Below are 15,322 nucleotides of genomic sequence, written 5' to 3'. Positions count from 1 at the left end.
GTATTCCACGAACGCGAACATGGAACGAAACTCGGGACACCTTACTCTTCGACGGCGTTTTCGCGCTTTCTGGCTCAAGGTGCATTTATTTATCGCCTTGGCGGCAGGGTTTGTTTTCGTCGTTCTCGGACTGACGGGGTCGGTTAATGTTTTCTTCCGAGAATTGGAAGAACTCGGTTTGCCGACGCAAACCCATCATGAATCCCATGTGCAACCACATTCATTGGACGAGATCATGCAAACCCTCACGGCGGCACATCCACAAAGAAAGGGGCAATGGATCTTGGTATTGCCTGGGTATGGGAAAACCTATTTGTGGGCAATATATCCGAACCCCGAGGAAACGATGGATGAATTTTACGCACCGTTGCGGGTTTTGGTGGATGTTTACAGTGGTGAAATCCTCAAGGAGAGCTTTTGGGGGCAAACCTTATCGACCCTGATTTACGAGATTCACGCCAGCTTTCTATTGGGCAAGCTCGGTTCGAAACCCGGCAAACTGGGTTTTGACATAGTCTGTTTCTCCGGCTTGCTCCTGCTGCTTTCCGCGTTGAGCGGCTTGTACCTGTGGTGGCCGCGTTGGAGCAAAATGAAAACCGCAATCACTTTCAAACGAAGGGCGAGTCCCGAACGGTTTTATTTCGATTTGCATAAAGTAACCGGCTTTTACGCAGCAACGGTTCTCGTCACACTGGCTTTTACCGGGTTTTCGTTCAGTTACGATGATTATCTAAAGCCGTTGATACGATGTTTTTCGCCTATCGGCGCCGAGCATTTAAAGGACCCCGAACTTAAATCGGAATCAGCCGCCGGTGGGCGCCGGATTTCGATAGCCGACGCCGTGGCAATAGCCGACTCCGTTTTTCCCGGCGCAGAACTGCGTGGAGTACAGACGCCGGACGGTCCCGATGGCGTCTATGTCATCGAGAAAAGGCAATCCGGAGAAGCTAACCGGCTCAGGCCGCGCACCAAGATCTGGATCGACCAGTACACCGGCAAGGTGCTGGCGGTTCAGGACCCGAATCAATTTACCGCCGGCGAGACATTCCTCAACCTCATGTGGCCCCTGCATAGCGGAGAAGCGATTGGCCTTCCGGGCCGCATCGCATGGTGTGTCATCGGTTTCACGCCCTTGATCCTTTACGTCAGCGGAATCGTGCGCTGGCTACAGAAGCGAAAGGCGGCAAGGCGGAGCGGGGCCGGGTTCAAGAAACGTCTGGAAAGGACAATGGGATGAAAAACAAGATCGAATTATCCGAATCCAAGTCTGCATTATCCGCAAGCAAACGAGCGCTTTTGCAAGAACGCCTGCAAGGGCGGCTGATTCCCCGTCGGCTCGGACCATCCACGATGCCCAAGCGGCCTCAGGGACCATCGCCTCTGTCTTTCTCCCAACAGCAGTTGTTCTTCCTCGATCAATTGGAATCGGACAGCGCCGCCTATAACTTTTCCATTGCGGTTCGGCTTAGGGGAACGCTAGTCGTTGATGCATTGGAAAAAGCCATCAACGAGATCATCCGTCGGCACGAGTCCTTGCGGACCGAATTTGTCATCGCGAACTCCGAGCCGATGCAGCGAGTGCTGCCGGAACTTAGCTTGTCCGTCAGTGTGGAGGATCTGAGCGGACAATCTCCGTCGGAACGCCGCGACTACCTTGGAAAACTGCTTAACCGGGAATCGAGAACGCCTTTTGATTTATCCGAATGCCCGCTGCTGCGCGTCAGGCTCTTTCGCTTGGCCGAGGGCACCCAAGACGAACAGGAGCATGTTCTCCTCATCACCATGCCCCACATTATCACCGACGGCTGGTCGGCGGCTGTTCTATACCGGGAGCTGGCCACGCTGTACGAAGCTTATGTCCTAGGCCGCCCGTCACCGTTACCCGAGTTGCCCATCCAATACGCCGACTTCGCTTATTGGCAGCGGCAGCGGTTGCAACCGGATGTCCTCGCGAAAATGTTTTCGTTCTGGGAGCGTCATTTATCCGGTTCCGATTCCGGTTTCGAGTTGCCGACCGATCGGACGAGGCCGGCGGTGCAGACGTATCGCGGGAGCGACTACCACTTTTTTCTGGCCAAGGAACTCACCGTAAAGCTGAACCAGTTATGCCGCCGGCGGAACGTGACTTTGTTCGCGCTCTTGTTTTCCGCCTTCAATGTGCTCCTGCATCGCTATACCGGTGAGCAACATATTTGCGTAGGGACCCCGGTAGCCAACCGCAACCATGCGGAGCTCGAAGGGCTGATCGGTTTTTTCGTCAATGTATTGGCACTGCAAACCGATCTTTCGGGCAATCCGAAATTCACCGCCTTGCTGGGCCGAACCCACGAAACGATGTTGGATACCCAGCCGCATCAGGAGTATCCCTTCGAGTTATTGGTTAAAAAGCTCAAGCCGATTCGAGATGCGAGTTCCAATCCGTTATTCCAGGTCATGTTCGTACTGCACAACGTGCCGTTCGACTCGATACGGGTAACCGGACTGGATATCACGCCATTCTCGGTCGAGAACCATGTTTCAAAGTTCGACTTGACCCTGCACGTTACCGAAGAGCCGGACGGTCTGCGCACATCCCTGGAATACAACGTCGATTTGTTCGACGAGAGCACGATCGCCCGCATGGCGAGTCACTTCCGGGTATTACTGGAGCACATCGCAGACGCTCCGGACACGCGGATCAGCGAATTGCGGCTGCTGACGCCGGAGGAAAACCGGCAACTGACCGAGGAGTGGAGCACTGTAACCGCCTACGTGTTATCGGATGGCGGTCCGGAGAGTGCGAATGGCCTGCCCGCGCGCTCGGGAGAAACGTCGGCGGACGGATTCATCCACGCACTGTTCGAGGATCAGGCGCGGCGTGTGCCGTCAGCAATCGCCCTGTGCGGCAACGGATCGACTTTGACTTACGCGGAGCTTAACGCCAGGGCCAATCAACTGGCGCACTACCTCCGTAGCAAAGGGGTAGGACCCGGAATCACGGTCGCACTATGTATCGGTCGCTTGCCGGAAATGGTGGTCGGGATACTCGGCGTTCTGAAAGCCGGCGGAGCCTATGTGCCGATCGATCCGAAATACCCCAAGGACGAGATTGCGTATCTGCTGGACGATTCCGGCGCAGCGCTGCTTCTGACTCGGGAATCGGTGCTGGCGGCGTTGCCGAATCTATCGATAGCGGCGACATGCGTCGACTGTGATTGGGAAGCGATTGCCGAACAACCCGTCGTGGATCCGCGGGTGACGACCGATTCCGGCGACCTGGCCTACGTTATTTACACCTCCGGGTCCACGGGAAAACCCAAGGGCGTAGCCGTTACTCATCGCAATGTCCTGCACTCGACCCAGGCCCGGTTTGCCTATTACCGCAACCCGGTGGAAAGCTTTTTATTGCTTTCTTCCTTTGCCTTCGACAGTTCCGTGGCGGGCATATTCTGGACCTTGAGCCAAGGCGGAAAACTGTGCATTCCCGATGATTCGACTCATACCGTTCCGGCGTTTGTGGTCGATTGGATCAGGAAAGAGCGGATTACCCATTTGTTAGGCCTGCCGTCTTTTTACAATATCCTCCTCGAGCAAGCGGATGCGGGGCAACTCGATAGCTTGCGGGCGGTTATCGTCGCCGGAGAAGCTTGCTCGGCGGGAGTGGCCGAACGCCACTACGCACAACTGCCGGGAGCGGATCTCTATAACGAATACGGCCCCACCGAAGGCACCGTCTGGTGCACCGCATATAAAATCCCGCCGAAATTTTCCGAGGACTCGATACCCATCGGCCGCCCCATTCCCGGTGCGCGGATATATCTATTGGATGCCTATTTGAATCCGGTGCCCGTTGGCGTACCCGGCGAGCTTTATATCGGCGGCGAAGGTCTTGCCGCCCGCTATTTGAATCAGCCGGCATTGACCGCCGAACGTTTTTTGCCCAACCCTTTCGATAATGCCTCCGGGGCTCGTCTTTACCGGACGGGAGACCGTGCGCATTTCCGCGCCGACGGCAATATCGTGTTCTTGGGGAGGGCCGATCACCAAGTCAAGATTAGGGGGTTTCGAGTAGAGTTGAGCGAGATCGAGGTCAAGTTGCTGAAGCACCCGGATATCGAAGCAGCGGTCGTGACCGATCACGAAACCCCTTCGGGAAGCAAGCGCCTGATTGCGTACCTCGTGCCAAGGCAAGGCGAACGCGCGGCCGACGCCGACGGGTTACGCGCGTTTCTGCAAAACATGTTGCCCAGCTACATGATTCCGTCGGCCTTTGTATTTCTCGATCGTCTCCCGCTGACGCCCAACGGCAAACTGGACCGCAAGGCATTACCTTCAGTGGACGTCCGGGATCAATCGGAGGACCGCTACGTCGCACCGCGCACCAAGATCGAGGCCGTGTTGTGCGCTATCTGGGGGCAGGTATTGGGTCTGGAGAAAGTCGGCATCCAGGATAACTTTTTCGAGATCGGCGGCGATTCCATATTAAGCATGCAGATGGTGAATCGGGCGAAGCAGGCCGGCTTGACCATTCATCCCCGGCAGGTTTTCGAATACCAAACCATCGAAGCATTGGCGAAAGCAAAGGACCGCGACACGGACGTGCAGGCGGAACAGGGCATCATTACGGGAGAAGTTCCCTTGACGCCCATCCAGCGGTGGTTTTTCGAACAGTCCTTCCCTAACCCGAATCATTGGAACCAATCGGTTCTGCTGGAGGCAAAACAGCCGATCGTCCCCGCGGTACTGACAGACGTCATACGGCACCTGCTGCACCACCACGATGTTTTGCGCACCCGTTTTCGCGAGTGCGGCGGTCTTTGGACGCAGGTGCTGGCGGAGGATGTCGAGGGCGCAGTCGAAATCGTTTCGGTCGATTTTTCGGGTCTCGCCGAGGATCGCCGGCAAGCCGCGCTGACCGAACAGGCTTCGCGGTGGCAGCGCAGCCTCGATTTGCGTCACGGGCCTTTAATTCGGGTGGTGTGGTTCGATTGCGGAGGCGATTCGAGCAGCCGTTTGTTGATCATCATCCACCACCTGGTGGTGGACGGAGTAAGTTGGCGCATTCTTTTGGAAGACATGAGCGCCCTTTACCGGCAGGCTCTCGCGGCGCGAGAGATGAGGTTGCCGAAAAAAACCACCGCCTTCAAGCAATGGGCGGAACGCCTCGCGGATCATGCGCAAACGGCAATGCCGGAGCGCAACGTCGCCTATTGGCTGAACACCGATTGGAGCCGGATCGCTGCACTGCCGATGGATTTCGCCGGGGGCGTCGATTCCGAGGCAACCGGCGAGACCGTGACCATTTCGCTGGACCCGACGAAAACGTCCGTTTTGCTGCAAAACGCCCCGCTGGCCTATGGCGCGCGGATCAACGAGGTTCTTCTCGCGGCGGTAGTGGCCGTGCTGGCCGAATGGGCGCAAAGCGACTCGGTATTTTTGGAAATGGAAAGCCATGGCCGTGAATACCTTTTTGACGATGTAGACATCTCGCGCACCGTAGGCTGGTTTACCGCCTTATTTCCGGTTTTGTTCGAAATTTCGCCCGATCGGGCTTTTCCGGAAATAGTCCAAGCGGTGAAGGAGCAACTGGCCGTCATCCCGAACCACGGCATCGATTACGGCGTCGTGCGCTATCTGAATCGGAATCCCGATCTTGTCAGCCGGCTGGAAGCCGTTCCGGAACCTCAAATCGGGTTTAACTACCTTGGCCGAATCGATCAAGGAACCGCGGTCGACGCTTGGTTTTCTCTCGCTCCGGAACCCGCCTGCCGCCTGAACGATCCAGCGGGAATGCGGCCGCGCAGCCTGTCGATCGAAGCCTCGGTCGTGGCGGGTGAATTGCGCGTTCATTGGAGCTACAGCCATTCCTGTCATTCGCGGGAAACCATCGAGCGACTTGCCGGCAGGCTTTTAGGGATACTCGAAGATGCCGCCGCGGCTTGTTCGGCAGCAGCATCGCTCGGCGATGCCGTGAATTCGGAGCAACAAGAACCATCAACTTCCATTGTGAATCTGGCCGCGGAAGCGATTCTGGATTCGTCCATCACGCCTGCTTTCCGCCCAGGGAAACCGAACGGACTTCCTCGCAATGTGTTGTTGACTGGAATTACCGGGTTCGTGGGCCCTTTTTTACTGGACGAACTATTGGCGCAAACTCAAGGAAAGATTTTTTGCCTGGTGCGTTCCGGTTCGGCTGAGGACGCAGCCAATAAAATCGAAGAAACCCTCGATCGCTATGCCATCCATAACCCTTTGGCAAAACAGCGGATCGTGCCTTTGCCCGGTGATTTGGCAAAACCGTTTCTCGGACTGCCGGCGGCGCGGTTTCGGGAGTTGGGCGATGAAGTCGACGTGATCTATCACAACGGATCGTCGACCAACCTGATCTTATCTTATCCGGCTTTGAAACCCGCCAACGTGTCGGGTACGCGGGAGATCCTTCGCCTTGCCTGCACCGGCACGGTCAAGCCGGTTCATTACGTATCGACGTTGTCTATTTTCGACGACGGAACCGAGCCCGAGCCGCCAGGATTTTCGGAGGACGATCTGCCCAGCCTGAATACCCGTTTGACCTTGGGGTATTCGCAGAGCAAGTTGGTGGCCGAGCATCTGATTCGAATCGCGCGCGACCGCGGCTTGCCGGTTACCGTTTACCGATTGGGCACCGTGACGGGACATGGCGGCACCGGCGCTTGGAATCCGAATGATTTCCACTGCCGGTTTCTTAAGGTGTGCCTCGATCTCGGGATATTTCCCACGAATAGGACGTCATTCGTGCTGACACCCGTCGACTTCGTCAGCCGCGCCATCGTGGGGCTGTCCGCCCTCGATTCCTCGCCAGGGCGTACCTATCACGTTTTCAATCCTCATCCGACACCGGTATCGGATCTTATTGCCTGGCTCGACAGGTATGGGTATCGGATTGAAAAGGCTTCACCCCCGGAATGGATGAGCGCCTTTTCCACGCTCGCCTCTCGGTCGCCCGATCAGCCTTTGCACACCATGGCCGGAATGGTGGAGTCCTTTGTAGAACATCATCACGATGGTTCAGTGCCTTATCGATGCGGCACGACGGCTGAAGCATTGAGGCAAGCCGGAATCGCCTTGCCGACGGTCGATGAGGGCGTGTTTGCCAAATCGCTCGATTATCTGGTCGACGCGGGCGTTCTGGAACGGCCCTTTCGTTGAGCGACTTGCAAGCATCCACCCTGAAACAACACGCCGGATTAGTTCGATGGACCTGCTCAAACGCAAAGTAGCAGTAAGGTGCCCCGGTTGGGATAACGACAAGCCGCCCCGATATTTTTCCCAGCCTTATAGCCTCGTCGAGGGATTGGAGTGGATTTACCACGTCCTGATCAATCCGCCGCGAAGCCACGGCCCATTCGAAGAATTCGTTCCCGATAACAGCGTGATAAATACCGTTATGCCTCGGATAAAGCTGGGTTTTATCGGAGATATCATGATCCTCGAAGGAATGGATTTAAGAATCGGGGAGGATATCAGGCGCTTTTTCTCTGATACGGATTTCCTGGTCGGTAATTTCGAAGGGACTATTGTTACCGGCCACCGCAAGCAGGTGTTTATGGCCCAGGCTCACACCGAGGAGATTTTGGACCATCTGTCCAAGCTTTTTCCACCTGAGCGCACGGTTCTGTCCTGTGCCAATAATCACACGGGCGATTATGGCTGGGATGGGTTTTGCGAATCCTACCGGCGGCTGCAAGATTATGGCTTTATAACCGTGGGAAGGCGGGATGAACCGTCTGTGCTCATTGACGGTAAGGTAAATATTGTCGGTTGTACCCGTTGGTCGAATCAAAAATGCGAATTCGTAGCGACGATAGATGAGGTCGATGATTATTTTGCTGGCGATGCCGAATTCAATATTTTGTATCCGCACTGGGGATACGAAATGCAATTGCGTCCTAAATATCATCAGGTGCTGCACGGCCGCAGATTATTAAACATGTGGGATATGATCATCGGCCATCATTCGCATTGTCCGCAACCAGTCGAGCTTTGTGAAACTAATCGCAATACAAGATTATTAGCTTATTCATTGGGAAATTTTTGCTCCTCTGAAAATAGGGGAGATACCCCTATCGGGATTATTCTGAAAGCCGATATCGGGCCGGATAGCAACGGTGTCTGGGGTGTCGGCAGAATGAACTGGGAGTTTATATATGCGTTCTTGCACAAGAAACAGCGATGCGTCGAGCTCGAAATACGCCGCACTGAACCTGCTCGGTCTCGATAATGTGACAACCCGATGAGTGATTTATTCGGCTTTCTTCCGTTTCGGTCATGGATCGCGCTCTTGATCGCTGCCCTAACGGGCATGGTTAGTGGGCTTAGCGGGGTCGCACTGCTCGCCGTGATCAATGGCGCACTGCAGCCCCCTGCTTCTATAGACGAGTATTGGCCGGTATTCGTCGGACTGTGTGGCAGTTTTATCGCGGCCAGGCTCGTATCGGAATACGTCGTCATATTCCTAGGACAAAATACGATTCGTGATTTACGAATCAGGCTGTGTCGAGAAATTCTCGAATTACCGCTGGCTGAATTTCAGAAAATGGGCCCCGGCAAGGCCTTGGCAAATCTCACAGAAGATGTGGCGGCAGTCTCCGAGGCGTTCACCCGAATTCCTTCCATTTGCGTCAATATCGCCGTGGTGTTCGGCGGCCTGGGTTATCTCGGCTGGTTATCGAGGGATATCCTCTGGATCGTGTTAGGGGCCATGGCCGTCGGCGTCCTCAGTTTTAGGACGATTCAATACTGGGCCTATCGATGGCTGGTGGTCGCCCGCGAGCACGAGGATTCGGTATATAGATACATTCGGAACATGACCGATGGAATCAAGGAGCTAAAGCTCAATCAGCCGCGTCGCCGGGCGTTTTTGTCGGACTGCGTGGAAGCTTCGATTATCAATTGCCGTCGGAATAGGCTATCGGCAATGCTGTGGTATGCGGTCGCCATCAACTGGGGAAACGGATTGTTTTACGCAGTGATCGGTACGATTCTTTTCATTCTGCCTCAGTGGCAGGAAATTCCGTCCGAGATCGCGCGAGGCTATTGTTTGATCATTTTATACATGGCTATGCCGCTCCAGCTTCTGCTCGAAGTTATTCCTATCCTGTCGAAAGCCAGGGTGTCGGCCGGAAAGATTCACGCTCTGGAGAAAGGGCTTTCCGGCAAAAATCAGGATTACGGGCTGCTTCCAAGAAGAGATCCCGAAGCGCGTACGCCGATTTTGGAGCTTTCGAAAGTCCAGCATTGTTATCGTGGAGAAGACGGGCGCGTGGAGTTCGTACTCGGCCCTATCGACCTAACTCTATACCCCGGTGAAATCGTTTTTATTATTGGAGGAAACGGCAGCGGGAAATCCACGTTAGCTTTTTTATTGGTTGGATTATATCGGCCGGAAAGCGGAGAAATACAGTTGGATGGCGAACCGATAAACGATGGAAATCTCGAATATTATCGACAGCACTTCTCGGCCATTTTTTTCGACTTTTTCCTGTTCGAAAACCTATTGGGCTTCGACAATCTGGAATCCAACAGCAAAATATGGGAATACCTGAAGCATCTGGACCTCGCTCACAAGGTCACCGTCAAGGACGGTAAGTTTTCTACGGTCAATTTATCGCAAGGGCAGCGAAAACGGCTCGCACTTCTGGTTGCTTATCTGGAAGATCGTCCGTTCTATGTGTTCGATGAATGGGCTGCGGATCAGGATCCGATATTCAAGAGGATTTTCTACCGAGAGATTCTCGGTTCCCTAAAATCCCGCGGAAAGACGGTTATCGTGATTACTCACGACGATGCGTATTTTTCATTGGCGGATCGTTGTCTCAAGCTGCGGGACGGAAAGCTTTTCGAGGTGCCGGTGGCCGAGGCGAGCGATAGCCATGGGAGAGCCGAAAATTTCGCCGCCCCTACTACGACAATGTTAGAGGTCGGCCATGGAGCCTGAAATGGGTTGCTCGAGCCCTGGAGACAAGGAAGAAAAATCGGCGGTTTCGGCAGAGCTATCGAACCGAATGTCGTCACGGCGGTGGAACCGAACGAGCACGAAAGTAACGCATCGCCTGTTTTTCGGCGCCGTCATTTTGATCGGTGCCGGCTGCTTGGCGGGGTATTGCTCGCTACGACTATCGTTGCCCCCCGAGCAGGGGACTTACGGGCTTACTGAGCTTGCATCGGGCGTCGTGGTGGAATTCGACAGCCAGGGAATTCCCTCGATTTCGGCAAAATCCCGCGAGGACGCCTTTTATGCGTTAGGTTTTGTGACCGCTCGCGACCGCCTGTTTCAACTCGATCTGCTGAGGAGGCAAATGGCGGGACGGTTGGCCGAGGTCATGGGAGAAGATTTGGTGGAGTCGGACCATCGGCATCGGGTAATGGGTTTCGAACATGTGGCCGAAGCTATTGTGAAACGCCTTCCGGAGGATCAGTTGCGGGTGTTGGAGGCTTATGCAGCGGGGATCAACCAGGGAATGGCGTCCATGCCGGTCGTACCGTTCGAATTCTTGCTGTTGGGATATCGGCCTTCCGCTTGGCGGCCCGAGGACAGCCTGCTGGTGGTGCTGGCCATGGAAGAGGACTTGGGATGGACGGGGGAAGCGGAGCGCATGGCCACGGTCATGGAGGCCGCCCTGCCGAAAGCGGTAAATGCGTTTTTCTCTCCGGCCGTCGATCGCTACACCAACCAACTTCTAAGCGGCAAAGCCTCTCGGACTCGGCTCCCTCCGATTCCCAAGGAGGACTTGTCTGCCTTGCTGAGGAATGCTGGAGAACACTACGCCGGTTTGGCAACGGACGGTCCTGCCCCCAAGGGATCGAACGGTTGGGTGGTCGGTCCTTCGAAAACTTGGGACGGACGAGCCATCCTCGCAAATGATATGCACTTGTCGCTACGTGTCCCCAACATATGGTACCGGGTGCAAATTCGCTACGAGGACGTGCAGCTCACCGGTCTTGGCTTGCCGGGAATCCCTCTGGTCGTGGTGGGTTCCAACGGTAAGGTGGCCTGGGGCTTTACCAACATAGAGGGCGATTTCGTCGATTTGGTGGAACTGGAACTCGATCCGGACGATCCCGGACGCTATCGCACGCCTCAGGGATTTGCCCGCTTCGGCGAACGCATCGAAACGGTGCCGGTACGGGACGGAACCGAGCGCACGTTCAAAGTACTGGAAACCATCTGGGGACCCGCTCTGCCCGAACCCCTACTGGGCAAGCGGGTGGCCGTACACTGGACCGCCCTGGATCCGGAGGCTACCGACCTGCATCTTCTCAACCTGGATGCGGTGGAGGATGTCGCTGCCGCCCAGGCCGTGTTCAACCGGGGCGGCGGTCCGCCCTTGAATGCCATGGCGGCGGATAGCCGAGGCAACATCGGTTGGACTTACACGGGGAAAATCCCGAGACGCTTCGGTTTCGACGGATCGGTTACCCGCTCTTGGGCAGATGGCTCGCGCGGCTGGAAAGGTTACATTCCGCCCGAAGAGCTGCCACGCTCGGTGAATCCGTCAGCCGGTTTCATCGTCAACGCCAATCAGCGGATGCTCAATGACGATTATCCCTATGTCATCGGCCATGATTTCGACCACGGGCACCGCGCCCACCGAATCGCCGAAAAACTCTCCATGGCCAATAATCTCGACGAGCGGGATATGCTTACCCTGCAACTCGACACGCGGGTGGAGTTCTATCGGTTTTATCAACGGCTTGCCCTGTCTCTTCCGCCCGGCGATGCGCGCGAGGCGGGGGAACGTTGGCGGGAGAGCTTGGAAAGGTGGGACGGTTCCGCGGAAAAAGGGTCGGTAGGATTTGCGCTGCTGGTGGAATTTCGCCGCTTGTTGCTCGACGAGGTTATTTCTCCCTACCTGACGAGGTGTCGTAGCCTAGATCCCGGCTTCCGGCTTCAGAGAGCGACCATCGATGAGCCCTTGCAGCAACTTCTAGAGGCGAAATTGCCGGAATTGTTGCCTCACAAAGAACGCTATCCGGATTGGGATGCTTTTCTCCGCGATCTCCTGATACGGTCGGAGCGTAACATCTCTGCTAAGTATGGAGGCGAGTCCGCGGAATCGCTGACTTGGGGCGCGGTCAATCGCGTGTCTATCGCCCATCCGTTTTCATCCGCGCTTCCATTGCTCGGCACCTTCCTGGACATGCCGCCGGTTCCCGTGTCGGGATGCCGCGAATGCGTCCGCGTTTACTCGCCCGGCTATGGAGCCAGCGAGCGTATGGTGGTCGCGCCGGGTCATGAACTCAACGGCCTTTTCCATATGCCGGGAGGCCAATCCGGGCATCCGCTGTCGGCACATTATGACGACCAACACTCGGCTTGGGTGGAAGGAACTCCTACGCCTTTTTTAGTCGATGATCTCGTTCATCGGCTTTATCTGGTGCCAGTGGAGGACTGAATTCAGTGGGATTGGAAGAGAGGGGGCAAGGATTTGCGGAAATGCCCGGTGCCGCATGGCAGTGGGACCAGATGCCCGGAAGTGCTTCGGGCAACGAATCGCATAAAACTGAAACGGAGTTGTCATCATGACGCACATTGTTGCGGAGCCGAAAATTGACCTTCCCTCGCAGGAACCCTTAGCCGGGGCCGACGGATTATCGTTGGCGTCATCGAATCGAACGAGGCGGAACGATATTTCGGGCAACGCGTATTATCTGGATCGGCAGACGGCGTTCGAATCCAACGCCCGGACCTATCCGCGCAAGCTGCCCATCGCCATTCGCCGGGCCGAAGGCATTCATGTCGAGGATACCGACGGACGGCGCTATATCGATTGCCTGGCTGGGGCGGGGGCCTTGACGCTCGGGCACTATCATCCGGTGGTGGTGGAAGCGGTGCAACGCGCGGTGGCCGATGGCGTGCCCTGGCAAACCCTGGATTTGACGACGCCGGTCAAGGACGCTTTTGTCGAGGAGCTTTTCTCTACGCTGCCGAACGAATTCGCCGGCCACGCCCGTATCCAGTTCTGCGGGCCGTCCGGGGCGGATGCCATCGAAGCGGCGCTCAAGCTGGTCAAGACCGCCACTCGTCGGCGTTCGGTCCTTGCTTTTCATGGGGCCTACCACGGCATGACCCACGGCGCGCTGGGCTTGACCGGCGAGACCGGGCCCAAGCTGGCGATCGGGGGACTCATGCCCGAGGTGCATTTCCTGCCTTATCCCTACGCCTATCGCTGCCCGTTCAATCTCGGCGGCGAGGCGACCTGGCGCGCATCCATCGCCTACATCGAGAGGCTGTTGGACGACACCAACAGCGGCATCGCGCCGCCCGCCGGCATGATCCTGGAAGCCGTGCAAGGGGAGGGCGGGGTGATTCCGGCGCCGGACGAGTGGCTTCGGGAAATACGGCGCATCACCCGCGAACGGGAGATTCCCTTGATCGTCGACGAAGTACAGACCGGCGTAGGTCGCACGGGAGCGATGTATGCCTTCGAGCATGCCGGCATCCTGCCGGATGTGTTGGTGCTTTCGAAAGCGGTGGGCGGCGGACTGCCGCTTAGCGTGGCGGTCTACCACGAAAGTCTGGACCGCTGGGAGCCCGGCGCCCATGCCGGCACGTTTCGAGGCAACCAATTGGCCATGGCGGCGGGCGCCGCGACTCTGCGATTCGTCAAGGAGCAGACGCTCGACCGCCATGCGGACGCGATGGGCGAGCGTTTAATGGCCCATCTGCGCCGTATCCAACGGGAGTCGCCTCATGTGGGCGACGTGCGGGGACGGGGCCTGATGATCGGCGCCGAGATCGTGGATGCGCGAGCCGAGCCCGATCGTCTCGGCGCTCGTCCGCCTTGCCGCGAACTGGCGCGCCGGATTCAAAAGGAATGTCTCAATCGCGGCTTGATTCTCGAATTGGGCGGGCGTCAGGGAAGCGTGGCCCGCTTCCTGCCGCCTCTGATCGTGACCGCGGGCGACATCGACCGGATCGCCGGAATCTTCGAGGAGGCTGTGAGGGGGGCTGGTAAGAGGCCGAAGACTTAAGGCAATAGGAGGAACGGAGCGGCTGCGATTGTCGACTCTATTAAGCCTCTGGCTTGGTCTCGTTCAGTATTTTGCGTCGCGTTTTTCAGATCGCGATCAAGCGCAAGGGAAAACATTGGCTGATAGCTTGGAAATCGCGATCTTTGCAGAGTAGTGGCAGGTTGTCGCGCAGGCAGAGTCGCGCGATCACACAATCGATCGTCGATCGAATGGTATAGCCCTTGGCGCGGCAAGCCCGGTAAATCCTTGCGGCCTCGATATAATCCGACTGCGCAGGCTCTTTGACGTAGTCGAACGCTTCCAACAAACCGGAAATTTTGACCGCTTCGGATTCGGTGCGCAGGCCGAGCAGGATTTCCGTCCATACTACACCCGGAAGCGCGATAGGTTCGGCATCGGCTAGCGCCTGCGACAGCCGATCCGCTTCCGCTGAGGCATGGCCGTTGAAATAGTCGATCCAAACCGAGGTATCGACGAGCATCAGTCTTCTTCGAGGTTCGGTCTGGCGCGTAACTGATCGAGGTCACCCTGCCACGGGATCTGACCGCGCAAGGCCAGCAGTTGCCGGCGTTTGAGCGTTTTGACGAACTCGGTCAGAGCGGCTTGGATAGCGGCTTTTTTGGTCGGGAAGCGGCCCAACTGCACTACCTGATCAAGCAGGTTTTCATCCAAATCGACATGCGTTCTCATGGGATTAAAATCCTATTTTCAATGCACATAATTTTGTCAGCACTATGTGCATAATTCAACGAACGGATTCCCGCGCTTCTGCGGCCCGCGTAAAGCGGAACACACGGACTCACTATTTGCCGTACCAATAAAAATGAGTGACCGGAGTACGGGTTTTGGGGCGGTCAAACGTCTTATATGGAATGGCTGCGGCAAATTGCCTTTGGCCGAGTCTTTGGTTTTGCTATTCCCTTCAGGAGTAATCCGTGAAACGACGCACACTGACTGCCGCCCTTGTCATGCTGATTGTTGCGCTGGAGATCCATGCCGGTACTCTCGCCGACGGCAAATGGAGTCCGGCAAGTTGCGGAACGCGGCCGGCCGCGCCGGAGATCGATTCCCGCAGCGTCGACGCCTACAACCGCAGTCTCAAGGCGGCGAGAGACTGGCAGCAAAAGGCGCAAGCCTACAACGACTGCATCGTCAAGGAAGCCAATGCAGACAACTCGGTCATCGCCGAGACGGCAAACGCTGAACAGGCACGCTTCCGCGCCGAGGTCGAACAGATCGGTGCCGTGGCGACGGCCGCCAAGGCCAAGCTGGATAGCCGATGACACGGATGGCTGAAACGCCGCCCGGCGCTTTGGGTACAGATACACGC

At 56.6% G+C, this 15,322-nt stretch carries 9 protein-coding genes; 7 read left to right on the top strand and 2 right to left on the bottom strand.

What is annotated here, in order from left to right:
- Positions 1 to 19 precede the first annotated feature (19 nt).
- The 6 genes from ACR2R1_RS11360 (at position 20) to ACR2R1_RS11335 (ending at position 13,992) form a co-directional block, all read left to right on the top strand.
- Positions 20 to 1,237 (top strand): PepSY-associated TM helix domain-containing protein, encoded by a 1,218-nt coding sequence (locus ACR2R1_RS11360; RefSeq protein WP_156880228.1) that lies wholly within the window; start codon positions 20 to 22, stop codon positions 1,235 to 1,237.
- The gene (locus ACR2R1_RS11355; protein WP_434110165.1) at positions 1,234 to 7,167 is read left to right on the top strand and encodes an amino acid adenylation domain-containing protein; all 5,934 of its coding nucleotides are present in this window, start codon (positions 1,234 to 1,236) and stop codon (positions 7,165 to 7,167) included. Before ACR2R1_RS11360 ends, ACR2R1_RS11355 begins: the two co-directional genes overlap by 4 nt.
- Before the next feature lie 46 nt (positions 7,168 to 7,213).
- Positions 7,214 to 8,239 (top strand): CapA family protein, encoded by a 1,026-nt coding sequence (locus tag ACR2R1_RS11350; RefSeq protein WP_168183883.1) that lies wholly within the window; start codon positions 7,214 to 7,216, stop codon positions 8,237 to 8,239.
- 12 nt (positions 8,240 to 8,251) lie between these two features.
- Positions 8,252 to 9,955: a cyclic peptide export ABC transporter gene (locus ACR2R1_RS11345; protein ID WP_086135183.1), complete on the top strand. Its 1,704-nt coding sequence runs from the start codon at positions 8,252 to 8,254 to the stop codon at positions 9,953 to 9,955.
- A 1-nt stretch (position 9,956) separates the two neighbouring features.
- On the top strand, positions 9,957 to 12,413 hold the full coding sequence (locus ACR2R1_RS11340; protein WP_434110162.1) for a penicillin acylase family protein: 2,457 nt from the start codon (positions 9,957 to 9,959) through the stop codon (positions 12,411 to 12,413).
- Positions 12,414 to 12,540: 127 nt separating this feature from the next.
- Complete coding sequence (locus ACR2R1_RS11335) at positions 12,541 to 13,992, top strand: diaminobutyrate--2-oxoglutarate transaminase (protein WP_077728414.1); 1,452 nt, start codon at positions 12,541 to 12,543, stop codon at positions 13,990 to 13,992.
- A gap of 85 nt (positions 13,993 to 14,077) precedes the next feature.
- Here the strand turns inward: ACR2R1_RS11335 and vapC are convergent, their stop codons facing one another.
- Together vapC and ACR2R1_RS11325 are read right to left on the bottom strand one after the other, a co-directional pair.
- Positions 14,078 to 14,473, bottom strand: coding sequence for a type II toxin-antitoxin system VapC family toxin (gene vapC / locus ACR2R1_RS11330; protein ID WP_077728413.1), 396 nt, complete (start codon positions 14,471 to 14,473; stop codon positions 14,078 to 14,080).
- Positions 14,473 to 14,682: a type II toxin-antitoxin system VapB family antitoxin gene (locus tag ACR2R1_RS11325; RefSeq protein ID WP_156880216.1), complete on the bottom strand. Its 210-nt coding sequence runs from the start codon at positions 14,680 to 14,682 to the stop codon at positions 14,473 to 14,475. Before ACR2R1_RS11325 ends, vapC begins: the two co-directional genes overlap by 1 nt.
- Before the next feature lie 245 nt (positions 14,683 to 14,927).
- Here ACR2R1_RS11325 and ACR2R1_RS11320 point away from each other — a divergent pair, with 245 nt between their 5' ends.
- Complete coding sequence (locus ACR2R1_RS11320) at positions 14,928 to 15,275, top strand: hypothetical protein (RefSeq protein WP_434110159.1); 348 nt, start codon at positions 14,928 to 14,930, stop codon at positions 15,273 to 15,275.
- Positions 15,276 to 15,322 lie beyond the last annotated feature (47 nt).

Origin of the sequence: Methylocaldum sp. GT1TLB, assembly GCF_051027445.1 — a bacterium.
GTDB lineage: Bacteria > Pseudomonadota > Gammaproteobacteria > Methylococcales > Methylococcaceae > Methylocaldum.
The sequence above is the reverse complement of the archived record's forward strand: the minus strand, read 5'-3'. Positions and strand labels throughout refer to the sequence as shown.

Excerpts from the sequence above, each read along its gene's own strand:
- ACR2R1_RS11355 (WP_434110165.1), top strand. The coding sequence starts at position 1,234 with ATGAAAAACAAGATCGAATTATCCGAATCCAAGTCTGCATTATCCGCA.
- ACR2R1_RS11340 (WP_434110162.1), top strand. The coding sequence starts at position 9,957 with ATGGGTTGCTCGAGCCCTGGAGACAAGGAAGAAAAATCGGCGGTTTCG.
- vapC (WP_077728413.1), bottom strand. The coding sequence starts at position 14,473 with ATGCTCGTCGATACCTCGGTTTGGATCGACTATTTCAACGGCCATGCC.
- ACR2R1_RS11345 (WP_086135183.1), top strand. The coding sequence starts at position 8,252 with ATGAGTGATTTATTCGGCTTTCTTCCGTTTCGGTCATGGATCGCGCTC.
- ACR2R1_RS11335 (WP_077728414.1), top strand. The coding sequence starts at position 12,541 with ATGACGCACATTGTTGCGGAGCCGAAAATTGACCTTCCCTCGCAGGAA.
- ACR2R1_RS11325 (WP_156880216.1), bottom strand. The coding sequence starts at position 14,682 with ATGAGAACGCATGTCGATTTGGATGAAAACCTGCTTGATCAGGTAGTG.
- ACR2R1_RS11350 (WP_168183883.1), top strand. The coding sequence starts at position 7,214 with ATGGACCTGCTCAAACGCAAAGTAGCAGTAAGGTGCCCCGGTTGGGAT.
- ACR2R1_RS11360 (WP_156880228.1), top strand. The coding sequence starts at position 20 with ATGGAACGAAACTCGGGACACCTTACTCTTCGACGGCGTTTTCGCGCT.